The organism is Streptomyces sp. NPDC059080 (genome assembly GCF_042739975.1).
In the GTDB taxonomy this organism is placed as follows: domain Bacteria; phylum Actinomycetota; class Actinomycetes; order Streptomycetales; family Streptomycetaceae; genus Streptomyces; species Streptomyces benahoarensis.
This window is the reverse complement of sequence record NZ_JBHYGX010000027.1, coordinates 1-21,640: the sequence shown is the minus strand read 5'-3', so window position 1 is coordinate 21,640 and position 21,640 is coordinate 1. Positions and strand designations below refer to the sequence as shown.

At 72.0% G+C, this 21,640-nt stretch carries 20 protein-coding genes; 13 read left to right on the top strand and 7 right to left on the bottom strand.

Features of this window, described 5'->3' with window-relative positions; all coding sequences use genetic code 11:
• Positions 1-160: 160 nt before the first annotated feature.
• The 4 genes from pstS (at position 161) to pstB (ending at position 4,400) form a co-directional block, all read left to right on the top strand.
• Positions 161-1,285: a phosphate ABC transporter substrate-binding protein PstS gene (gene pstS / locus ACFWWQ_RS20710; RefSeq protein WP_384598161.1), complete on the top strand. Its 1,125-nt coding sequence runs from the start codon at positions 161-163 to the stop codon at positions 1,283-1,285.
• 126 nt (positions 1,286-1,411) lie between these two features.
• On the top strand, positions 1,412-2,401 hold the full coding sequence (pstC, locus tag ACFWWQ_RS20705; protein WP_384598159.1) for a phosphate ABC transporter permease subunit PstC: 990 nt from the start codon (positions 1,412-1,414) through the stop codon (positions 2,399-2,401).
• Entirely contained in the window at positions 2,398-3,489 is a 1,092-nt protein-coding gene (pstA, locus tag ACFWWQ_RS20700) for a phosphate ABC transporter permease PstA (RefSeq protein WP_384598157.1), read from the top strand. Before pstC ends, pstA begins: the two co-directional genes overlap by 4 nt.
• A 134-nt stretch (positions 3,490-3,623) precedes the next feature.
• On the top strand, positions 3,624-4,400 hold the full coding sequence (pstB, locus tag ACFWWQ_RS20695; protein WP_384598155.1) for a phosphate ABC transporter ATP-binding protein PstB: 777 nt from the start codon (positions 3,624-3,626) through the stop codon (positions 4,398-4,400).
• 139 nt (positions 4,401-4,539) lie between these two features.
• Here the strand turns inward: pstB and ACFWWQ_RS20690 are convergent, their stop codons facing one another.
• Both ACFWWQ_RS20690 and ACFWWQ_RS20685 read right to left on the bottom strand, forming a co-directional pair.
• Entirely contained in the window at positions 4,540-5,538 is a 999-nt protein-coding gene (locus ACFWWQ_RS20690; RefSeq protein WP_384598153.1) for an anion permease, read from the bottom strand.
• A 9-nt stretch (positions 5,539-5,547) separates the two neighbouring features.
• On the bottom strand, positions 5,548-6,168 hold the full coding sequence (locus ACFWWQ_RS20685) for a DUF47 domain-containing protein (RefSeq protein WP_030286220.1): 621 nt from the start codon (positions 6,166-6,168) through the stop codon (positions 5,548-5,550).
• A gap of 195 nt (positions 6,169-6,363) precedes the next feature.
• On the opposite strand from ACFWWQ_RS20685, the gene ACFWWQ_RS20680 reads away from it, so the two are divergent.
• Positions 6,364-6,765 (top strand): metal-sensitive transcriptional regulator, encoded by a 402-nt coding sequence (locus ACFWWQ_RS20680; protein WP_384598151.1) that lies wholly within the window; start codon positions 6,364-6,366, stop codon positions 6,763-6,765.
• 25 nt (positions 6,766-6,790) lie between these two features.
• On the opposite strand, the gene ACFWWQ_RS20675 is transcribed toward ACFWWQ_RS20680, so the two are convergent.
• Together ACFWWQ_RS20675 and ACFWWQ_RS20670 are read right to left on the bottom strand one after the other, a co-directional pair.
• Positions 6,791-6,976, bottom strand: coding sequence for a hypothetical protein (locus ACFWWQ_RS20675; RefSeq protein ID WP_384598149.1), 186 nt, complete (start codon positions 6,974-6,976; stop codon positions 6,791-6,793).
• A gap of 343 nt (positions 6,977-7,319) precedes the next feature.
• Positions 7,320-8,168: a hypothetical protein gene (locus tag ACFWWQ_RS20670; RefSeq protein ID WP_384598147.1), complete on the bottom strand. Its 849-nt coding sequence runs from the start codon at positions 8,166-8,168 to the stop codon at positions 7,320-7,322.
• 201 nt (positions 8,169-8,369) lie between these two features.
• Here ACFWWQ_RS20670 and ACFWWQ_RS20665 point away from each other — a divergent pair, with 201 nt between their 5' ends.
• Both ACFWWQ_RS20665 and ACFWWQ_RS20660 read left to right on the top strand, forming a co-directional pair.
• A complete protein-coding gene (locus ACFWWQ_RS20665; protein WP_384598145.1) occupies positions 8,370-8,603 on the top strand; it encodes a hypothetical protein in 234 nt (77 codons plus the stop codon).
• Between the two features lie 228 nt (positions 8,604-8,831).
• Entirely contained in the window at positions 8,832-10,424 is a 1,593-nt protein-coding gene (locus ACFWWQ_RS20660) for an FAD-binding oxidoreductase (RefSeq protein WP_384598143.1), read from the top strand.
• A 120-nt stretch (positions 10,425-10,544) separates the two neighbouring features.
• On the opposite strand, the gene ACFWWQ_RS20655 is transcribed toward ACFWWQ_RS20660, so the two are convergent.
• Together ACFWWQ_RS20655 and ACFWWQ_RS20650 are read right to left on the bottom strand one after the other, a co-directional pair.
• A complete protein-coding gene (locus tag ACFWWQ_RS20655) occupies positions 10,545-11,363 on the bottom strand; it encodes a phosphatase PAP2 family protein (RefSeq protein WP_384598141.1) in 819 nt (272 codons plus the stop codon).
• 224 nt (positions 11,364-11,587) lie between these two features.
• Positions 11,588-12,595, bottom strand: coding sequence for an NlpC/P60 family protein (locus ACFWWQ_RS20650; protein WP_384598139.1), 1,008 nt, complete (start codon positions 12,593-12,595; stop codon positions 11,588-11,590).
• Between the two features lie 614 nt (positions 12,596-13,209).
• Between ACFWWQ_RS20650 and ACFWWQ_RS20645 the strand changes: the two genes are divergently transcribed.
• The 6 genes from ACFWWQ_RS20645 to ACFWWQ_RS20620 all read left to right on the top strand — a co-directional run bounded on the left by ACFWWQ_RS20645 (position 13,210) and on the right by ACFWWQ_RS20620 (position 21,127).
• Complete coding sequence (locus tag ACFWWQ_RS20645; protein WP_143945021.1) at positions 13,210-13,518, top strand: hypothetical protein; 309 nt, start codon at positions 13,210-13,212, stop codon at positions 13,516-13,518.
• A 550-nt stretch (positions 13,519-14,068) separates the two neighbouring features.
• A complete protein-coding gene (locus ACFWWQ_RS20640) occupies positions 14,069-14,917 on the top strand; it encodes a hypothetical protein (protein ID WP_384598137.1) in 849 nt (282 codons plus the stop codon).
• On the top strand, positions 14,907-16,205 hold the full coding sequence (locus ACFWWQ_RS20635) for a hypothetical protein (RefSeq protein ID WP_384598135.1): 1,299 nt from the start codon (positions 14,907-14,909) through the stop codon (positions 16,203-16,205). Before ACFWWQ_RS20640 ends, ACFWWQ_RS20635 begins: the two co-directional genes overlap by 11 nt.
• Positions 16,202-17,761 (top strand): SCO6880 family protein, encoded by a 1,560-nt coding sequence (locus tag ACFWWQ_RS20630; protein WP_384598133.1) that lies wholly within the window; start codon positions 16,202-16,204, stop codon positions 17,759-17,761. The genes ACFWWQ_RS20635 and ACFWWQ_RS20630 overlap by 4 nt, the downstream gene beginning before the upstream one ends.
• 28 nt (positions 17,762-17,789) lie before the next feature.
• On the top strand, positions 17,790-19,256 hold the full coding sequence (locus ACFWWQ_RS20625) for an ATP-binding protein (protein WP_384598256.1): 1,467 nt from the start codon (positions 17,790-17,792) through the stop codon (positions 19,254-19,256).
• Between the two features lie 269 nt (positions 19,257-19,525).
• Positions 19,526-21,127: a type VI secretion protein gene (locus tag ACFWWQ_RS20620; RefSeq protein ID WP_384598254.1), complete on the top strand. Its 1,602-nt coding sequence runs from the start codon at positions 19,526-19,528 to the stop codon at positions 21,125-21,127.
• Positions 21,128-21,155: 28 nt separating this feature from the next.
• Here ACFWWQ_RS20620 and ACFWWQ_RS20615 read toward each other — a convergent pair whose 3' ends face one another.
• A complete protein-coding gene (locus ACFWWQ_RS20615) occupies positions 21,156-21,458 on the bottom strand; it encodes a hypothetical protein (protein ID WP_384598131.1) in 303 nt (100 codons plus the stop codon).
• Positions 21,459-21,640 lie beyond the last annotated feature (182 nt).

The following is a 21,640-nucleotide window of genomic DNA, read 5'->3' as shown; positions in this document are numbered from 1 at the left end:
CACTCTTCCCCATCGGTCGCTTCACTTGATCTGCCTAATTTCAGCCGTACCGAGTGCGCGTCACCACCGCGAACCGATAAGGGCTCCGGTTGACTCCGCACGCTCCTGACACACCTCGCACGCCGGTGAAGCGGCGCGCCCCAGGAAGGAACTCTCGACAGTGAAGCTTCAGCGCAAGAACCGGGTTCGCGCTCTCGCGGTGGGCGCTCTCGCCGTCACCGGTGCCCTGGCCCTGACGGCGTGCGGCTCCGACGACACCAGCGCCTCCGGTGGCGCGGGCAACGCCGCCAAGGCCGGCAGCATCAAGTGCGAGGGCAAGGGCAAGCTGCGCGCCTCCGGCTCCTCGGCGCAGAAGAACGCCATGGACGTCTGGGTGCAGAACTACGCCGGTGGCTGCAAGGACACCGAGATCAACTACCAGCCGACCGGCTCCGGCGCGGGCATCACCACCTTCCTCCAGGGCCAGACCGCGTTCGCCGGCTCCGACTCGGCCCTCAAGCCCGAGGAGGTCGCCAAGTCGGAGAAGGTCTGCAAGGGCGGCAAGGCCATCAACCTGCCGATGGTCGGCGGCCCGATCGCGGTGGGCTACAACGTGCCCGGCGTGGACAACCTCGTCCTCGACGCACCCACCCTCGCCAAGATCTTCGACTCGTCGATCACCAACTGGAACGACCCGGCGATCAAGAAGCTCAACCCGGGCGCCTCGCTCCCGGACCTCAAGATCCAGGCGTTCCACCGCTCCGACGACTCGGGCACCACCGACAACTTCACCAAGTACCTCAAGGGCGCCGCCCCCGGCGCCTGGAAGCACGAGCCCGCGAAGACCTGGGAGGGCAAGGGCGGCCAGGCGGCCTCCGGCTCCGCCGGCGTCTCCTCGCAGGTCAAGCAGACCAGCGGCGCGATCTCCTACTTCGAGCTGTCGTACGCGACCGCCGGGAAGATCCCCACCGTCAAGATCGCCACCGGCGCCAAGGCCCCGGTCGAGGCCACCGTCGACAACGCCTCCAAGGCGATCGCCGAGGCCAAGCAGATCGGCAAGGGCGACGACCTCGCCCTCCAGCTCAACTACGGCACCAAGGCCGAGGGCGCCTACCCGATCACCCTGGTGACGTACGAGATCGCCTGCGACAAGGGCAACAAGGCCGAGACCCTCCCGGCCACCAAGTCCTTCCTCACCTACATCGCGAGCGAGGACGGCCAGAACGCCCTGAAGGACCTGGGCTACGCCCCGCTGCCCACCGAGATCGCCGACAAGGTCCGCAAGACCGTCGCCGCCCTCGCCTGATCCACCGGGCGGCGGCCCTGACCACGCCGTACGGCCCGGGTCACCCCGCCGTACGGCCCCCGGGCCGCCGCCCTTCCGGTGCACCGCCGCGCCAGGAGCCCCCGGGCTCCGCAGACCGGAGAATCCATGACCCCCTCAGCAACCGCGACACCCGACGCCGCGCCCCCACCGGCCGCGGCCCCGGCCTCCCCCGTCTCGGGGAAGGCCCGGCGCCCCGGTGACCGGATCTTCCTCGGGCTCTCCCGCGGATCCGGTATCACCCTCCTGGTGATCATGGCGGCCATCGCCGCCTTCCTCACCTACCGGTCCGTGCTCGCGATATCCGGCGACCACGCCAACTTCTTCACCACCCTCGACTGGAACGCCACCGGCGCCGAGCCCAAGTTCGGCATCGCGGTCCTGGCGTTCGGCACCGTCGTCAGCGCCCTCATCGCGATGGTCATCGCGGTCCCGGTCGCCGTCGGTATCGCCCTCTTCATCTCGCACTACGCCCCGCGCAGGCTGGCCTCCCCGCTCGGCTACGTCATCGACCTGCTCGCCGCGGTGCCCAGCATCATCTACGGCCTGTGGGGCGCGCTCTTCCTCGTCCCGCACCTCAGCGGGCTCTACGGCTGGCTCGACGACTACCTCGGCTGGACCGGCATCTTCAGCTACGGCGGCGGCGCCGCCCGTTCGCTGTTCACCGTCGGCATCCTGCTGGCGATCATGATCCTGCCGATCGTCACCAGCGTCAGCCGCGAGGTCTTCCTCCAGGCGCCGAGGATGCACGAGGAAGCGGCGCTGGCCCTCGGCGCCACCCGCTGGGAGGTGATCCGGATGTCGGTCCTCCCCTTCGGCCGCTCCGGCATCATCAGCGCCTCCATGCTGGGCCTGGGCCGCGCGCTCGGCGAGACGATGGCCGTCGCCACGGTCCTCTCCCCCAGCTTCCTGATCGGCAAGAGCCTGCTCGACCCGGGAGGCGGCACCTTCGCGCAGAACATCGCCGCGAAGTTCAGCGAGGCCGACACCTTCGGCCAGGACGCACTGATCGCCTCGGGCCTCGTCCTCTTCGTGATCACCCTGCTCGTCAACGGCGCGGCCCGCCTGATCATCGCCCGGCGCAAGGAGTACTCGTGAGCGACGTCATGACGGAACGGCAGGCCCTCGCCGATCGGCCCGGCGGCACGTCCGTACCGGTCTCCCTCAAGCAGGCCCGGCTCCCCCGCTGGACCCCCGCGGCCCTCGCCCTCGGCTCGGCCGTCGTCGGCTGCGGTGTCGGCCTCGCCGCCGGTCTGGACAGCCGCGTCCAGTGGGGCCTGATCGCCGCGCTGCTCTTCATGGCCGGTACGTTCGCGCTGTCCGCCGCCGTCGAGGGCGCCCGGCAGGCCAAGGACCGCCTCGCCACCAGCCTCGTCTGGATCGCGTTCCTCCTCGCCGTCATCCCGCTGGCCTCCCTGCTGTGGGAGACGCTCGCGCGGGGCAGCAAGGTCCTGGACGGCTACTTCCTGTCCCACTCGATGGGCACCCTGCCGGACGCGCTGCCCGGCGGCGGCATCTACCACGCGATCATCGGCACCCTGGAGCAGGTCGGCCTCGCCACCCTGATCGCCGCGCCGCTCGGCCTGTTCACCGCGATCTACCTGGTGGAGTACGGCCGCGGCCGCCTCGCCAAGGCCGTCACCTTCTTCGTCGACGTGATGACCGGCATCCCGTCCATCGTCGCCGGCCTCTTCGTCCTCTCCGTCTGGATCCTCATCCTCGGCTTCGGCCCGTCCGGCTTCGCCGGGGCGATGGCGCTGGCGATCCTGATGGTGCCGGTCGTGGTCCGCTCCACCGAGGAGATGCTCAAGCTCGTCCCCAACGAGCTGCGCGAGGCGTCCCTCGCCCTGGGCGTGCCGAAGTGGCGCACCATCCTGAAGGTCGTCCTGCCGACGTCGATCGGCGGCATCACCACCGGCGTGATGCTCGCCGTCGCCCGGATCACCGGCGAGACCGCGCCGGTGATGCTGCTGGTGTGGGGCGCGAAGACGATCAACACCAACCCGTTCCAGGACGCCCAGCAGTCCCTGCCGCTCTACGTCTTCCAGCAGTGGCAGCAGGGCTCCGAGGCGTCGTACGACCGCGCCTGGGCCGCGGCCCTCGTCCTCATCGCCTTCGTGATGATCCTCAACCTGGTGGCCCGCGGCATCGCCCGCTGGAAGGCCCCTCGCGGAGGACGCAGTTGAGCTGCAGCGGAGGTTGGGGGTCGTACCCGAGGAACGAGGGTGCGGCACCCGGCCGGAGCGGAAGCGAAACGAAGTCCGACCATTCAACACAGACGGCCCGCTGACCGCGCGTCCAGAAAGAAGCAGTGATCCCCATGGCCAAGCGAATCGATGTCAGCGGCCTCTCCGCCTTCTACGGCAACCACAAGGCCATCGACGACATCTCCATGAGCGTCGAGCCCCGCTCGGTGACCGCCTTCATCGGCCCCTCCGGCTGCGGCAAGTCGACGTTCCTGCGCACCCTGAACCGTATGCACGAGGTCACCCCCGGCGGCCGCGTCGAGGGCAAGGTGCTCCTGGACGACGAGGACCTCTACGGTCCCGGCGTCGACCCGGTCGCGGTCCGCCGCACCGTCGGCATGGTCTTCCAGCGGCCCAACCCGTTCCCCACCATGTCGATCTTCGACAACGTCGCGGCCGGTCTGCGGCTCAACGGCACCACCAAGAAGAGCGACCTCACCGGCATCGTCGAGAAGTCCCTCAAGGGCGCCAACCTCTGGAACGAGGTCAAGGACCGCCTGAACAAGCCCGGCTCCGGCCTCTCCGGCGGCCAGCAGCAGCGGCTCTGCATCGCCCGCGCCATCGCCGTCGAACCGCAGGTCCTGCTGATGGACGAGCCGTGCTCGGCGCTCGACCCGATCTCCACGCTCGCCGTCGAGGACCTCATCGGCGAGCTGAAGGAGCGCTTCACGATCGTCATCGTGACGCACAACATGCAGCAGGCGGCGCGCGTCTCGGACCGTACGGCGTTCTTCAACCTCTCGGCGGTCGGGCAGCCCGGCACCCTCGTCGAGATCGACGACACCGAGCGGATCTTCTCCAACCCGTCCGTCCAGGCGACCGAGGACTACATCTCCGGCCGCTTCGGCTGAGCCGCCCGCCCGGCGGCCCCACCCACGTCCTGCGGTGCTGCATGGCGGTGCCACCGCACGACGAAGGGCCCGCCCCTCCACATCGGGGGGCGGGCCCTTTCCTTCCGTACGGGTGCGCCGGGCCAGGGCCCGGCGGCGGTCAGCCGAAGGCCAGCTTGATCACCCAGTAGGCGAACGCGGCGACGATACCCGCCGCCGGCATCGTGATGAACCAGCCCATCACGATGTTCTTGGCAACGCCCCAGCGCACCGCGCGCGAGCCCTTGGTCGAGCCCACACCCATGATCGCGGAGGTGATGACGTGCGTGGTGGAGATCGGCGCGTGGAACATGAACGACGCGGTGTACATCACCGACGCCGCCGTGGTCTCCGCGGCGAAGCCCTGCGGCGGGTCCAGCTCGATGATCCGCCGCCCCAGCGTCCGCATGATCCGCCAGCCACCCGCGTACGTACCGAGCGACAGGGTGATCGCACAGACCAGCTTCACCCAGACCGGGATGGCGGCGCTGGCGTCCTGGACATCGGCGATGACCAGCGCCATCACCACGACGCCCATGGTCTTCTGCGCATCCTGGAGGCCGTGGCCGAGGGCCATGCCCGCCGCCGAGACGGTCTGCGCTATGCGAAAACCACGCTTGGCGCGGTGCGGGTTGGCGCCGCGGAACAGCCAGAGGATGACGACCATCACCAGATAGCCGAGCACCAGGCCGATCACCGGCGAGATGAACATCGGCAGGACGACCTTCTCGATCACCCCGGACCAGATCACCTCGGTGCCCCCCGCGAGCGCCGCGCCGACCATGCCGCCGAAGAGTGCGTGAGAGGAGGACGAGGGCAGACCGAAGTACCAAGTGACGAGATTCCAGACCACCGCGCCGAGCAGCGCGGCGAACAGGATGCCCATCCCCTTGCTGCCCTCAGGGGTGGAGATCAGCCCCTCGCTGACCGTTTTGGCGACCCCGCTGCCAAGAAAGGCACCGGCGAGGTTCATCACGGCGGCCATCGCCAGCGCCGCCCGGGGCGTCAGCGCCCGGGTCGACACCGAGGTGGCGATGGCGTTCGCCGAATCGTGAAAGCCGTTGGTATACGTGAAACCGAGCGCGACCGCAATGGTCACGACAAGCGCGAAGGTGTCCATGGCCGGGGCTCAGGACTCCTTGACCGCGATGGTCTCGACCGTGTTGGCCACGTGCTCGAAGGCGTCGGCCGCCTCCTCAAGGATGTCCACGATCTGCTTGAGCTTCAGCACCTCGATGGCGTCGTACTTGCCGTTGAAGAGGTGGGCGAGGAGCTTGCGGTGGATCTGGTCGGCCTGGTTCTCCAGACGGTTGACCTCGATCCAGTACTCCGTGAGGTTCGACATCGTCCGCAGATTCGGCATCGCCTCGGCGGTCAGCTCGGCCGCCCGCGCCAGCACCTCGATCTGCTGCTCGACGCCCTTCGGCAGCTCCTCCACCTTGTAGAGGACGACGAGATCGACGGCCTCCTCCATGAAGTCCATGATGTCGTCGAGTGACGAGGCGAGGTTGTAGATGTCCTCGCGGTCGAAGGGCGTGATGAACGAGGAGTTCAGCTGGTGGAAGATCGCATGGGTCGCGTCATCCCCTGCGTGCTCCGCCGCCCGCATCCGTTCGGCGATCTCGGCCCGCGCGGAGGTGTCCGCCCCGAGCATTTCCATCAGGAGCTTCGAGCCGGTGACGATGTTGTCCGCGGATGCGGCGAACATGTCGTAGAAGCTCGTCTCCCTGGGGGTCAGACGAAAGCGCACGTGAAATCCTCGGGGTGCATCGGTTCCGGTCGAGTTGATGTTAGGCGCATCATCCAGCCACTGCTTACCAGCATTCCTTCAGTGTCGCGCATCGGGCAGCATGCTCTGCACGGGGTACCTCCGGTACCTGGAAAATTCGGTACCATATACCCGCCGGGGGTATATGAATCGACGGGCATACCACGGGAGACGGCCATGACGACGACGGACGCCGGTACGGACGGCACCACCGAAACCGCCGCGGTCGACCCCGCCCCCGCGCCGAAAACCGCCCCCCAGAGCGCCCCGGACACCGTCACCGACCACGACCGCGGCATCCACGGCTACGCCCACCAGAAGAACGCCCACCTCAAGCGGCTGCGCCGCATCGAGGGCCAGATCCGCGGCCTCCAGCGGATGCTGGAGGAGGACGTCTACTGCATCGACATACTCACGCAGGTCTCGGCGAGCACGAAGGGCCTGCAGTCCTTCGGGCTCCAGCTCCTGGAGGAGCACCTGCGCCACTGCGTCGCCGACGCCGCGGTGCACGGTCCCGAGGCCATCGACGCCAAGGTCCAGGAGGCCACCAAGGCCATCGAGCGGATGCTCCGCACCTGAGACCCGCGGCACACCGGCCGCCGGATCACCGCCCGGCGGACCGCTCCCGCCGATGCCCGTCGACATCCAGCAGTTCGTCGATACGGTCCGGGCTCAGCCGCTCCTCGCTCGCGGCGGCCGCGGCGATCATCAGCTCGCCGGTCAGCTCGATCTCGACGAGGGCCACGCGGTCCTGAACCGTCGCATCGCAGGTCACGGTCACGGACGACACCTTCCTTCGCGCGCCTCCCCCTCCGAGGCGGACACCGCCCAGCGTAGGGACGGCGCCACCCGCAGCCCATGGCACGGAAGGACCATTTCCGCCACCCCGTCCGGGTACCGGCCCCTTCCGCGACCTACTCCGGAGACGGCTGAAAACCGACGGTCGAAAAGGTGATCTTCCGGCCCGGAGCCCGTTCCGGCGACCGCTCCGGCGACCGCTCCGGAGCCCGCTCCGGCGACCACACCCGGCCCCGCCCCCGGCCCCCGTACGCGCCCCCCTCGCCGCACGGCCCGGCCCCCGCACCCGACGCCTCACCACCCGGCACCCCGTCACCCACCGCCCCGCGGCCCCCTCACGACCCCGCGGTCGCGATCCGCCCCGCGTAGATGGCGTCCCGCGGCGGCAGTGCCACCTCCGGCCTGGGCCCGAAGTCGTCGAGCCGGGTCGTCGACGTCACCGCCGCGCCGCGCGGCGAACCGTTGGCGAAGCGGTAGTGCTGGCTGACCTTGCGCAGCCGCCCCGCCGCGTCCAGATACGCGTCGAACGGCACCCGCCGCGTGGTGAACCCTTTTTCCGCCGCCGTCAGCACCGGCCGCGTCCGCGCCGACGCCGCCCCGGCCGCCGCCGCGATGTCCGTCGTCCCGCTGTAGTGCCGCACCGCGACGCCGTCGACCCGCGCCTCGCCCCGGTACGTCACCTCCTGTGCGCCCCGCAGCAGTTCGGCCGCGGCCAGCGGATCGGTGGCCCCGCCGGTGACGAGGTTGCCGTCCGCGAGGCCCGTCGCATCGATCCGCACCCATTTGTCCGCGGGCACCCCGGCGCCGCGGTTCTTCATGTACAGCGCGCCCGGCACCAGGATCTCGGTGACCGGCGGCCTCGGCCCGCGCCCGCCGCCCGCCGGGTCCGGCAGCCTCAGCAGCAGCCGCCCCGTACCGCGCCGGAAGTCGTACTCACCGCTGCCCCGGATCGCCACCCGGGTGCCGCCACTGACCGTCTCCATCGTCGAGGTGACCCGCGCCCCGCCGGCCCGCAGCAGCGCGTCGGCGCTGGCCCGCACCGCCCGCTCGGCCGCCGGGGAATCCGCGCCCAGCAGCCCGTCGGCGGACGCGCCGACCGCCGAACACCCCGCCGTCAGCAGCCCCGCCCCGCACACCAACGCCGCGACGACCCCGCCCGTCTCCCGCCTGACCTGCGCCACCATCGCGTACGAGCCCCTTCGGCCGCTTCCCCTGGGCGGACCCGGAACGGCCGGTACCGGAAGTCGCCGACCGGGCGCTCCGCTCACCGGCGGTCCGCGCCGGGCGGCCCGTTCCGGACGGCCGGTCACGCACCGGCCGTCCGGAACAACGACCGTTTCCGGGGCCCGTCACGCCCCGCCACCCGGGGCGCGTAGCGTGGCGGGGTGACCGCTCGCGCCCCGCACCCCCACCCGTCGGGCCCCTCCGTCCCCGGCCCCGCGCCCGCCGTCGACGACGCCCCGGCCAACGGCACCAGGCACCGCGCCTCCACCTCCGAGCGCGGGTCCTTCATCTCGGCGGGCTGCTCCTGCGGCTGGCGCGGCGCCGCCCGCCGCGCCCGTTCCCAGGCCCGTACGGACGCCGAACGCCATCTGACCGCCGCCGCGCGGCCGGAATGACCCCGCGTCCGGGAACCGCCAACTCCCCCGCCGCATCTGGGTAGGGAGAGAACGACGACACCGGGCACCGGCCGGCGCACCGCACCTGACCGACCTTCAGGCTGCACGCGCCGCCGCCGGAGCGCCGCCCCCACGGCAGCGCCTCCCGCCCCGGTGCCGCACCCCTCGGCCACCGGCCGGACCCGTGGCCGTACGGGGACGCCGATCACCATGAGGGGACATCTCCCAATGAAGCGCCGCACACTCCTGCAAACCGGTGGCGGCCTCGCGGCCACCTCGGTCGCCTGGGCCACCGGCTGCACCACGAACGGCACGGCCACGGGCACCTCCGCCGCCCCGGCCACGGCGGGCCGCGCACTCACCGCCACCGCCTCCTCGTCCACGAAACCGGCCGCCACCAAAGCCGGTTGGAGCGCACTCGCCAAGAGCCTCGACGGCAAGCTCATCCGCCCCTCGGACGCCGCGTACGCGACGGCCGGGCGCCTGTACAACACCCGCTACGACACCCTGAAGCCGTCGGCGGTCGCCTACGTCGCGCACCCCTCGGACATCGCCGAATGCCTGTCCTTCGCGCGCCGCTACCGCACCCCCGTCGCCATCCGCAGCGGCGGCCACTCGTACGCGGGCTACTCCAGCGGCAACGGCAAGCTCGTCATCGACGTCTCGTCCCTCGACACGGTCGGCGCGCCCTCGGGCGGCGAGGTCGCGATCGGCGCGGGCGCCAAGCTCATCGACATCTACGCCGGCCTCGGTGCGCGCGGCGTGACGCTGCCCGGCGGCTCCTGCCCGACCGTCGCGATATCCGGCCTCACCCTGGGCGGCGGACACGGCGTCACCTCCCGTGCGTACGGCCTGACCTGCGACAGTCTCATCGGTGCGACGGTCGTCACCGCCGACGGCAAGACCGTCGCATGCGACGCCTCGCAGCACTCCGACCTCTTCTGGGCGCTGCGCGGCGCCGGGAACGGCAACTTCGGCGTCGTCACCGAACTCCGCTTCCGTACACACCCCGCGCCGCGTTCGGTCATGGCGTACATGACGTGGCCGTGGGCGAAGGCGGCCAAGGTGCTGGGCTCCTGGCAGCGGTGGGGCCCCTCGCAGGCGGACGAGATATGGTCCACCTGCCATCTGGACGCCCGCCCCGGCGGCACCCCCTCCGTCTCCGTCGCGGCGTTCTCCATGGGCGGCTACCGCGACCTCCAGAACGCCGTCGACCAGCTCGCCGACGGGCCCGGCGGCCCGGGCCCCGCGACCACCGTGCGGCTCACCCCCATCGACCACCTGGACGCGATGGAGGCGTACGCGGGCTGCTCGTCCAAGACGACGGCGCAGTGCCACGCGCCGGGCACGCTGCCCGGCCAGACCCCGCCGGGCCAGCTGGGCCGCGAAACGTACGCGGCGCGCTCGCACTTCTTCGACCGGCCGCTGTCCGCGCCGGGCATCCAGACGGCCCTGGCGCAGATCGAGAGCGGCGGCCACAAGGGCGTGACCGGCAATGTCGCGTTCACCGCGCTGGGCGGCGCGATCAACCGCGTCGGCGCCACCGACACCGCGTTCGTCCACCGCGGTTCGCGTTTCCTCGCGCAGTACCTGGCGTCCTGGCCGGCGGGCGGCTCGTCCGCCTCACGCACCGCCTGGCTGGACACCTTCCACGGCGCGATGCGCCGCCACTCCTCGGGCGCCGCCTACCAGAACTACACCGACCCGTCCCTGACGGACTGGAAGTCCGCCTACTACGGCCCGGCCTCCGACCGCCTCGACAAGGTCAAGCGGACGTACGACCCGCAGCGGCTGTTCAGCACGTTCCCGCAGGCGTTGTAAGCGGCGTACGGGGCGGGGCGTCGCGGGCCGGACGGGCGCGGGCCCCAGGGGCGTTCGGGCCGGGGCGCCGGGCGGGGCGCCGCCGCGCGGTGCGCAGCCCGGCGGCCTGCTGCCCCGCCCTCACGCCGCCAGGTCGCGTTCCTGCCCCTCGCCGCCGGGCAGCGCCGCCCGGCCCCGGGCCGCCGGGGCACCGGACGCTTCCTCCGGTGCCGGGTGCCCGTCGTCCGCCGGGGCGTACCGCTCGCCGTACGTCTCGGTGAACGCCTGCGCGTACGCCGCCTCGACCGCCGCCCGGGCATCGGGCGTCTCCGCCGTCTCGGGGACCCCGGGGGCCCGCACCAGGCGGCCCGCGCGGGAGCGGCCGAGCCGGGTCATCAGCGGTACCAGCAGCGCCTGCGCGGGCGGCGCGAGCAGCAGCACCACGGCGGTGCCCAGCGCGAACCCGCCGATGACGTCCGTCGGGTAGTGCACACCCAGGTAGATCCGGCAGAACCCTTCGAACAGCGCCAGGCCGATACCGATCAGGCCGTAGGAGCGGCGGACGAGGAAGAGTCCGGCGCCGACCGCCATGGCGAGCGTCGCGTGGTCGCTGACGAACGAGAAGTCGGTCTTCCCCGGAACGAGGACCGTCAGCCCGGCGTGGTCGTGGAACGGGCGGGGGCGGCTGACGATGGCCCGGATGGGGGCGTTGGCGAGCAGCGCGAGACCGGCGGCCAGTGGCGCCCACACCAGCCCGGCAACCGCGGCGGGCGCCCCGGCGCGGCGCCGCACGGACCACCAGGCGAGCACGCACAGCACGGCGAGCGCGGCGAGGACGCCGTATTCGCCGAGATACTCCATCGCGTGGTTGACCCACCGCGGAGCATCCTTCGCGAGGCCGTTGATGCCGCCGAGCACGTCGGCATCCGGGTCCGGCCCCTCAAGTGCGAGTCCAGCCATCTGCTGTGACCCCTTCATCTTCCGCGCGCGCGAGCGCCGTGTGTGTGCTGCCGGCCCCCGTGATCGTCCCGCTCCGCCGTACCGTCACGACGGGCGCGCCCCCGCGTCCGGCCCGCCCGACGCCAGGAGAACGGGCGCGTCATCGCGGTCGTTCCGCACTCCACCGGATGATCAACAGCCTGTTGTCCCAGCGTGACCCACCCCGGGCGCCGGGCGCCTCATGTTCACGCGGTGTTCGCAGTGGGCAGCGCTTTCGCGCCATCGGAGGTGACGCGGGTGGCGCCGATGTAGTCCGGCACGTCGATCTTGTCGAACCGGATCAGCGCACCCGTGTGCGGCGCGTTGATCATGTATCCGCCGCCGACGTACATCCCGACGTGGTGGATCGACCGAGGGTCCGTCAGATCGTTCGCGAAGAACACCAGATCGCCGGGGAGCAGCTCGTTGCGCTTGGGGTGCGGACCGGCGTTCCACTGGTCGTTCGCCACCCGCGGCAGATCTATTCCGACCGAGTGGTACGCGGCCTGCGTCAGCCCGGAACAGTCGAACCGGCCGTTCTGCGCGGCGGTGCCCGTACCGCCCCAGAGGTAGGGCGTGCCGAGCTTCGCCTGCGCGTAGTAGATGGCCGCGGCTGCCTGCTTGTTCGACGCGACCGGCGCCGTCGGCGCCTCGAAGCTCTTGGCGAGCGTGGTGATCGTCTTGACGTAGTTCTGTGTCTCGCCGTAAGGCGGGACGCCGCTGTACTGGATGACGCGGTAGGCGCCCGCGTTGTACGCGGCGAGCATGTTGTGCGTGGAGTCGCCCGGCGCGTCCTTCACGTACTTCGCCAGCTCACAGTCGTACGACGCCGCCGACGCGATGGCGTCCGCCGGATCCCATATGTCCTTCTTGCCGTCGCCGTTGCCGTCGACGCCGTGGGTGGCCCAGGTACCGGGGATGAACTGCGCCATGCCCTGCGCACCGGCGGGGCTCTGGGCCCGGGGGTTCCAGCCGCTCTCCTGGTAGAGCTGCGCGGCCAGCAGCGAGGGGCTTATCGCCGGGCAGAGCTGGCCCCACTTCTGCACCAGTGGCTGGTATTCGGCGGGCACCGCCCCCTTGGCCAGCCCGAGCGCGCGCCCACCGGCCGCACCGACCAGCCCGGCGGCCGCGGTGTACGTGCCGATCACGAGCAGCGCGAGGAGGCAGAGCATCAGCCCCGCCCCGATACCACCTGCTATCCAGAGTTTCCGCACGTCCCAACCCTCCCCCATCCGGGCTCACTTCGCCGCCGATTCCCCGCCACCCCTGGAAGTTCCCACCGCACGGCGGCGCACACCTCGGCGCAGGGGGCGCTCACCGGGGAGCGGCGTACGGCCGAGAGGCTACCGGGCGCGCCCGGCCCCGGCCCCACCCCGGGCGCCACCTCGCGCCCCCTCCTCCTCGCGATCCGTCTCGTGGCCCTGCCGATGATCCTTGCGAGGTCCCCCCGCACCGAAGTGACGGTGCGACACGGAACCACCGCGCCCCAGGCCACGTCCCTCCTCCCGGGAAGGGACGCACCCCCGGACCTGCCCCGACGACCCCATTCCGGTCCACCCCCGGCCCACTCCGGCCCACCTCACACCGGGCCGCCCTTCAGCCCATCATTGCTCACGGTTATCATACGTGATACACACGGTGACGCCATGGGCATGATGGGCGACGCGGGGCGCCGTGCGGGCCGATCCTCACCCCGCCCCTACGAAATCCGCGCAAGAATGCCGCCAAGTCGACATCCAGTGGTGTCTTTGTCGGCGAAGATGGAGACTGACCCCTGTCAGCACATGCAGGGGACCACAACTACCCATAAAGGGGCGGTGAGTTCAAAATGTTCATTGCGGCCGGCAAAGGCGACATCAACACCATCATCGGCGGAATCGCCCCGGACTGGGGCCCGTTCGGCACCCTGGGCAACGAAGCGCGCGTGATGGTCGAGGTGGTCATGGCCGTCGCGATCCTGCTCTGCCTGGGCATCGCCATCTGGGGCGCCGCCAAGCAGCGCATCGGCGCGACCGCGCTCCGCGACACCTTCAGCGCCGAGCAGGGCAAGGGCCTGATCGTCGCCGGCCTCACCGGCGTCTTCATCATCGGCTCCCTCGGCACCCTCTTCACGATCGTCTACGGCATGGCCGTCTAGCGCACACCGGACGCGCCCCGGCCGCCCCACCCGGCGGCCGACGGGCCGTCACCTCCCCGCCCCGCACGCCCCGCGGCCCCCGCCGCGGGGCCGCACCCCGAGCCGGGCCGGACCGCCACCGGCGCCACCGCATGCGCCCCGTCCGCCGCCCGTATGCCTCCATCCACCCCCCGACGGCCCCACCTCCCGCGCCGAGGCCCCATGCTGACGTCCGCCCACCCGCGTACGGCCGGACCCCCGGCCGGACCCGGCACGCCCGCGACCAGCGGACCGGTTGGGGCGGCCGCCCCGTGGGGACAGGTCCGTCCGGAAGGAAGAAGGCCACAGCGGCAGGCGGCGAAGCGGGTGCACACCAAGGGGGCAAATGCCCTGCAGTACCCCATTCGCCCCCACCGCACAGCAGCTGAGGACCCGTCACCGTGAGATGTACTCGCACCACTTCGCCCGAGCCGCCCACCACGCGGCTACGGTCATACGAGGGCAGCCCCACAACGGCGGGGACGGCGAGGACGGTGGAGACGGCAATGGCGGTTGAGGGGGCACGTACGCGATGAGCAGCGACGACGACGGCTACGGCGGTGGCGACTACACGAGTCCCACCGGCCAGACCCGCACCAGACTCCCGGACAGCGAGAGCGACGCCTACGGCTCGGGACGCCGGTCCCGGGCCGGTCTGTCGAGCCGCAATCTCATCGCCGTCGTCGGGGTGGTGGTCCTCCTCATCGCCGCCATCGCCTTCGCCAACCGCGGCTCCACCTCCGCCCGCACCGACGACACCGCGGACGGCGCCCCCAAGAGCGGCCCCGCCGCCCGGCCCACCGCCCCCACCGGCACCGCCCCCGTGGAGGGCAAGAACGGCACCATCGCCTCGGGCTTCGCCAAGACGCAGCAGGGGGCGCAGTCGGCGGCGGCGAATTACGCGGTGGCGCTGGGGTCCGAGCGGATGTTCCGCACGGCCGGCCGCCACGAGATCCTGCCCGCCGTCTACACCCCCGATGTGGCCGCCGAGCTCAAGGCGTCGCAGGACAAGGCGTACTCCCCCGCGTTCCTGAAGCGGCTCGGACTGGACGCCGCGGGCAACGCCCCCAAGGGCAAGAACTTCATCTCCCGCACCATTCCCGTAGGGACCAAGGTCGAGAAGTTCGGCGACGGCACCGCCAAGGTGTCCGTCTGGTACACGGCCCTGATCGGGCTGGCCGGCACGGGCTCCACGGACCCGGTGCGCACGGACTGGAAGACCTGGACCTTCGACCTGGCCTGGACCGGAGGCGACTGGAAGATCGCCGCCGACACCCAGAAGACCGGGCCCGCCCCGGTGACGGGCGACGTCCCGGCCTCCGGCGCGGAGGAAATCACGAAGGCCGTCGACGAGTTCGGAGGGTTCACTTATGCCCGGTAACATCCGCCGTCGCGCGACCTCGGTGGCCGCCCTGCTGGCCGGTGCGCAGGCGACGCTCTTCATGCTGGCGACCCGGGCCATGGCCGCCCCGTCGCCCGACCCCTCGCCGAGCGGGAGCGGCAACCCCTGCGACGCGCTGTCCGGCCCCGCCAAGGACTACTGCCTGGACGGCGACAAGGCCCCCAGCACCCCCACCCCCGGTCTCTCCGACAACAACCCCCTCGACCCCCTCACCTCCCTGGCCAAGGGCTGCGCCAAGGCCGCCGCCTGGATCGTCGACAAGCTGTCCGACGCCGTGAAGGCGACCTCGCAGGTCGACTTCACCAACTCCGCGTTCCTGCGGCAGTACGCCGTCGTCTTCGCCGCCTCGACCGTCCTCACCCTCGTCCTGTGGCTCCTCGCCGTCGCCAAGCGCGCCGTGCGCGGCGTGCGGCTCACGGAGGCGATCAGCGAGGCCATCGGATTCCTCTGGCTGACCGTGCTCGCCTCCGCGTTCACGCCGTTGATCCTCTACACCGTGGTCTCGGCGACCGACGGCGTCACCGAGATCATCGCGAAGGGCACGGGCGCGAAGACCGACACGTTCTTCGGGGCGTTCTCCGAGGCGCTGACGAAGGGCACCGACATCGGCGGCGGCCCGATCATGCTGATCGTCGTCTCGCTGGTCTCCGTACTCGCCGCCGGTGTGCTCTGGCTGGAGCTGGTGATCCGCGCCGCGCTGCTGTACGTCGGCGCGCTGCTGGGCACCGTCGTCTACGCCGGGCTCGTCGACAAGAACATGTGGGGCCACGTCCGCCGCTGGGCCGGGATCATGATCGCGGTGATCATGGTGAAACCGGTGATCGTGATCGTCCTCGGCATCGCCGGCGCGCTCTCCTCCGACGAGGGCCCCAACGCCTTCTCCGCCGTCGTCTCCGGCCTCGCCATCATCATCCTCGCGATCTTCGCCAGCGCGATGATCTACCGCTTCGTCCCCGGCTTCGGCGACGAAATGATCTCCGCCCGGACGAACAAGGGCCGCGCCACCGACGGCAGCCAGGCCGCCGCCATGGTCTCCTCCCCCGCCGCGCTGGTCTCCCAGGGCATCAAGACCCACAGCACCCGCAAGTCCGACGGCGGCGGCCAGTCCCAGGGCGGCGGAGGCGGCCAGTCTCCCGCGAACGGCGTGGCCGGCGGCGTCGCCGCGCACAGCACCCGCACCGCCCCCCCGGCCCCCCGTACCCACCCCGGCACCGGCGCCCCCGGCGGCTCCCGCACCGGCAAGTCAGCAGGAGGTGAAGGGCGGTGACCACACCCCATCCGATCGCGCCCCGCAGGACGTATCTGATCGGCCGTGCCCGGCCCAACGCCGTCGTCGGCAAGAACCGCGAAACCGGCGAGATCGCCCTGATCATCGCCGGCGCCTTCCTCGGCATGGTGTGCGGCCTGATGGTGAAGGTCCTCGCCCTGCGGATCGCCGCCCTCACCGGCTTCCCGGTGCTGGGCCTGGCCGCCGTGTACGTCCCGTACAAGGGCCGCACGTTCTACAAGTGGTTCGAGATCCGGCGCAGCTACCGCCGCACCCTCCGCCGCGGCACCGCCTACCGCTCCGCCGCCGCCGAGGCCGGCATCCGGCTCGACGGCCGCGAGGTCGAGATCGGCCCGCCGCCCGGCATCGGCCGCATCAACTGGCTCGCCGCCCCCTTCGGCCCCGACGAGATCGCCGTCCTCCTCCACGCCGACCGCCGCACCGTCACCGCCGCCATCGAGATCGAGGGCCCCGGCGTCGGCCTGCGCGACAGCGAGGACCAGGAGGCGCTGGTCGACCGCTTCGGCACGCTGCTCAAGCACGTCGCCAACGGCGACGGCTTCGTCACCCGCCTCCAGATGCTGGCCCGCACCCTGCCCGCCGACCCGGACGCGCACGCCAAGGACGTCGCCCAGCGCGGCGACACCGCCTCCCCCGCCTGGCTCCAGGAGTCGTACGACCAGCTCCAGTCGATGGTCTCCACCTCCTCCGAACAGCACCGCGCCTACCTCGTCGCCTGCATGCACTACGACCGCGAGCTGGCCGCCGAGGCGATGACGATGGCCCGCGCCGCGGCCGCCCAGCGCGGCGGCACCTCCCGCGGCAAGCTCGACCGCGACGCCGGGCTCGCCGTCGTCATGGCCCGCGAGCTGACCGACATCTGCGCCCGCCTCGCCGAGGCCGACATCCGCGTCCGCCAGCCGCTCGGCCAGGCCCGCCTCGCCTCCCTCGTGCACTCCATGTACGACCCGGACCACCCCATCGACCACATCCAGGCGATGAGCAAGCGCAACACCTGGCCCGCCGAGCTGGACGCGATGGAGCCGACCTACCTCCAGGCCAAGACCCGCGAGTCGACGACCCGCGCCCCCTGGTGCCACGCCACCGCCTGGATCAAGGAGTGGCCGCTGACCCCGGTGGGCGTCAACTTCCTCGCGCCGCTGCTGGTCCACACCCCGGACGTCATCCGTACCGTCGCGGTCTGCATGGACCTGGAGCCCACCGAGATCGCCATCGAGCGGATGCTGACGGAGAAGACCAACGACGACGCCGAGGCCAGCCGCGCCGCGAAGATGAACCGCGTCGTCGACCCCCGCGACGTCGCCCACCACGGCCGCGTCGACCAGCGCGGCGAGGACCTCGCCTCCGGCGCCGCCGGGGTCAACCTCGTCGGCTACCTCACGGTCTCCTCCCGCTCCCCCGAGGCGCTCGCCCGCGACAAGCGCACCATCCGCGCCTCGGCCGGAAAGTCCTATCTCAAGCTGGAGTGGTGCGACCGCGAGCACCACCGGGCGTTCGTCAACACCCTGCCGTTCGCGACCGGAATCCGCCGCTAAGCCGCTGGGAGGCGCGTACGTCATGGCCATGCTCGATCCGCTCGGAGCGCTCACCGACGCCTTCACCACCTTCCTGTTCGGAAAGGTGGAGACGACGCGGCTGCCCGTACGCACCTCCACGGGGCAGGCGCAGGCCGTCTACCTGCCCACCGCCGCCCCCGGTCTCGGCGACTCCGGCGTCATCATCGGCCGCGAGGTCTACAGCGGCAAGGGCTACATCTACGACCCGTTCCAGCTCTACGGCCAGCAGCTCCCGGCGCCGCACTGGCTGGTCCTCGGCGAGTCCGGCAACGGCAAGTCCGCGCTGGAGAAGACGTACGTCCTGCGCCAGCTCCGCTTCCGGGACCGGCAGGTCGTCGTCCTCGACGCCCAGGGCGAGGACGGCGTCGGCGAGTGGAATCTGATCGCCGAGCAGCTCGGCATCACCCCCATCCGCCTCGACCCGACCGCCGCCCTCAACGGCGGCATCCGCCTCAACCCGCTCGACCCGTCGATCACCACCACCGGCCAGCTCGCGCTGCTGCGGACGATCATCGAGGTCGCGATGGGCCACGGCCTGGACGAGCGGTCCGGCTTCGCCCTCAAGGTCGCCCACTCCACGGTGCTCGGCGAGTTCGGCGGCGGTGACGACGGCTCCGGCCCGCCGCGCCAGCCCGTCCTCACCGACATCGTCGAGCAGCTGCGCCACCCGGAGGCGGAGGCCGCCGAGGCGATGAACGTCGACATAGACGACGTCCGGGCGTGGGGCCTGGACGTCGCCCTCGTCCTCGACCGCCTCGTCGACGGTGACCTGCGCGGCATGTTCGACGGCCCGACGTCCGCCGGGATCGACCTCGACGCCCCGCTGATCGTCTTCGACCTCTCGCACATCGACCGCAACTCCATCGCCATGCCGATCCTCATGGCGATCGTCGGCGTGTGGCTGGAGCACACCTGGATCCGCCCGGACCGCAAGAAGCGCATCTTCCTGGTGGAGGAGGCGTGGCACATCATCAACTCGCCCTTCGTCGCCCAGCTCTTCCAGCGCCTGTTGAAGTTCGGCCGCCGCCTCGGCCTCTCCTTCGTCGCCGTCGTCCACCACCTCAGTGACGTCGTCGACGGCGCCGCCGCCCGCGAGGCCGCCGCCATCCTCAAGATGGCGTCCACCCGCACCATCTACGCCCAGAAGGCCGACGAGGCGCGCTCCACCGGCCAGGTCCTGGGCCTGCCCCGCTGGGCCGTCGAGATCATCCCGACCCTGACGCCCGGCATCGCCGTCTGGGACGTCAACGGCAACGTCCAGGTCGTCAAACACCTCATCACGGAGGCGGAGCGCCCGCTGGTCTACACCGACCGCGCGATGACCGAGGCGTCCGAGGTCTCCGCGGCCTCCGCCCTGCCCACGGACGAAGCCCGCGCCCTGGAAGCCGCCGCCGACGCCGAGGCCGAACAGCGCGCCGAGGCCCTGGCCCTGGCCCGCCAACTCCAGGGCGAGTCGAGCGAGACGGTGGCGTGACTCCCCCACACGACCCGGCCCCCCGGAACGGCCACCCGGGGGCGTACGGCGACGATTACGCGCCCCCCGGCGCCCGGTACGACCACGACCCGCGAGGCGGTCATCCGGGGGCGTACGACGGCCATCCGGGGGCATACGACGGCCGTCCAGGGGCGTACGACGGCCGGTACGACCCGCACGGCGCCCGGTACGACTCCGGTCCGCACGGCCCCCGGTACGACGCGCCCCGCGCCCCCCGGCCCGACCGCGGCCCCCGGCAGCACGGCGGCATCCCGGACTCCCTGCTCATCGGCCTGCTGGCCTTCCTCCTCGGCCTGAGCGTCCTGATCTGGACGGCGACCGGCCTCGCCGGACTCCTCAGCCACGGCGCCTGGCCGGACGGCGTCACCTACTCCGGCACCCCCACGGCCCTGCGCCACCTCATCACCGAACCCCACGACCTTCCCGGAGCCTGGCCCGCCACCCCCAAGTCCCAACTCGCCGGCTACGGCCTCTTCTGGGGGCTCCTCATCGGCGAACTGATGGTCCTCCTGGTCCTGACCCTCTTCGCCCTGGGGACACTGACGCGCTACCGGGCGGTGCGGCGGGCCCGGCGGGCGGGGGCGCTTCCCGGGCCGTCCGAGCAGTCCCCGACGTCCCCTACGGGACCAGGCGCGCAGGCGGTTCCGAGGACGGCATCGGGGGCCCCGGCCCCCGACACGACCTCAGCTCCTGGGACGGGTACGGGCCTCGGCACGGCTTCCGTTACGGAGACGGCTCCCGGCCCGCACCCACCACTCGGCGCGGGTGCGGCCCTCAGCGCCACGCCCACCGCGGACGTCGCTCCTGGTACGCGCGCGACTCCCGGCGCGGGCACGGGCACGGGCGAAGCCCCCGGTGCGGCTCCCGCCCCGCTCCCCGCCATCGCCCTCGCCACCCCCACCGAGGCCGCCGAACCGCCCCTCCCCCGCCTCCACTTCGGCACCGACCGAGCCGCCGCCACCGCCGCCGCGCTGGCCGCCGTCACCGCCGCGCCGGGCCCCGTCGTCGTCGCGACCACCGATCCGTTCCTCTGGTCGGCCACCAAGGACTCCCGCGCCAAGCTCGGCCCGGTCCTCGTCTACGACCCGGCGCACCGCCTCGACACCCCGTCCCGGCTCCGCTGGTCGCCGACGACCGGCTGCGAGGACCTCGCCACCGCCGCCTCCCGCGCGGCCGCGCTGCTGGCCCCCGTACAGCCGCACAGCACCTTGGACGCGGCCGTCGCCGACGCCGCCCGGACGCTGCTGCGCTGCTGGCTGCACGCCGCCGCGGTCGACGGACGCCCGTTCCGCCAGCTGCACCGCTGGGCGCACGCCGGCGGCGGCGCCCAGGAGCCGGTCCGCATCCTGCGCACCGACCCGAAGTGCGCCACCGGTCAGGCGGGCGAGCTGGAGTCGGTGCTGACGGCCCACCCGCAACGCCGCGACCAGGCGAAGGAGTTGGCGAGCCGGGCCCTGTCCGCCCTCGGCTCCGTCCACATCCGGGACGCCTGCAACGCCCAGCGCGCCGACGCCCTCGTCCTCGACTCCTTCCTCGACGAGGGCGGCACGCTCTACGTCGTCGGCGAGGCGCTGGAGGACCCGCGCACCGACCCGGGCGCGATGCCGCTGCTCACCGCGCTCCTGACGCAGGTCGTCGAGCACGGCCGCCGGCTGGCCGCCCGCTCCGCCACCGGCCGTCTCGACCCGCCGCTCACCCTCGCCCTGGACGACATCGCCGCACTGGCCCCGCTGCCCGCCCTGCCGGACCTCCTCCGCGCGGACCCGTCCCGCGGCCTGCTCACCCTCGCCACGATGCGCTCCCCGGAACAGGCCCGCGCCCGCTGGCCCCACGCCGCCCTGCCCCTCTGAGCCGTGCGGCCCCGGGGCGGGCACCCGCCTACAGCCGGGGCAGCGCCATCTCCCGCTCGACGGCCGCCGGGTTCTTCGGATTCCCCGGCGTCCGCCCCGTCGGTACGAACCCCAGCGCCCGGTACAGCCCCTCCGCCGGGGCGCTCTCCTCGTGCACCCACACCCGTACGCGGCCCACCACCGGCTCCGACAGGCTCCACGACCAGCCGAGCGCCGCCTCGGACGTCCGGTGAAACGCCACCCGCGCCACGGGATCGGCCAACGCCTCCAGCCTCAGCTCCTTGAGCCGCTTCCACTCGTCCGCCGTCACCGGTCTGATCAGGTACGCCATCGACTCAGCACGCAGCGCCCGCCCCCGCTGACCAGTGAAATCCGGGCCCTGAACGCAAAAATGCTCCGGCCCCCGGAAACCACTGAATGGTTTCCGGAGACCGGAGCTCAAAAATTGTTCGGCGGCGTCCTACTCTCCCACAGAGTCCCCTCTGCAGTACCATCGGCGCTGAAAGGCTTAGC

Coding starts and splice junctions, on each gene's coding strand:
- pstC (WP_384598159.1), top strand. CDS start 1,412: ATGACCCCCTCAGCAACCGCGACACCCGACGCCGCGCCCCCACCGGCC.
- pstB (WP_384598155.1), top strand. CDS start 3,624: ATGGCCAAGCGAATCGATGTCAGCGGCCTCTCCGCCTTCTACGGCAAC.
- ACFWWQ_RS20625 (WP_384598256.1), top strand. CDS start 17,790: ATGCTCGATCCGCTCGGAGCGCTCACCGACGCCTTCACCACCTTCCTG.
- ACFWWQ_RS20645 (WP_143945021.1), top strand. CDS start 13,210: ATGTTCATTGCGGCCGGCAAAGGCGACATCAACACCATCATCGGCGGA.
- ACFWWQ_RS20640 (WP_384598137.1), top strand. CDS start 14,069: ATGAGCAGCGACGACGACGGCTACGGCGGTGGCGACTACACGAGTCCC.
- ACFWWQ_RS20660 (WP_384598143.1), top strand. CDS start 8,832: ATGAAGCGCCGCACACTCCTGCAAACCGGTGGCGGCCTCGCGGCCACC.
- ACFWWQ_RS20635 (WP_384598135.1), top strand. CDS start 14,907: ATGCCCGGTAACATCCGCCGTCGCGCGACCTCGGTGGCCGCCCTGCTG.
- ACFWWQ_RS20680 (WP_384598151.1), top strand. CDS start 6,364: ATGACGACGACGGACGCCGGTACGGACGGCACCACCGAAACCGCCGCG.
- ACFWWQ_RS20690 (WP_384598153.1), bottom strand. CDS start 5,538: ATGGACACCTTCGCGCTTGTCGTGACCATTGCGGTCGCGCTCGGTTTC.
- ACFWWQ_RS20655 (WP_384598141.1), bottom strand. CDS start 11,363: ATGGCTGGACTCGCACTTGAGGGGCCGGACCCGGATGCCGACGTGCTC.
- ACFWWQ_RS20670 (WP_384598147.1), bottom strand. CDS start 8,168: ATGGTGGCGCAGGTCAGGCGGGAGACGGGCGGGGTCGTCGCGGCGTTG.
- ACFWWQ_RS20615 (WP_384598131.1), bottom strand. CDS start 21,458: ATGGCGTACCTGATCAGACCGGTGACGGCGGACGAGTGGAAGCGGCTC.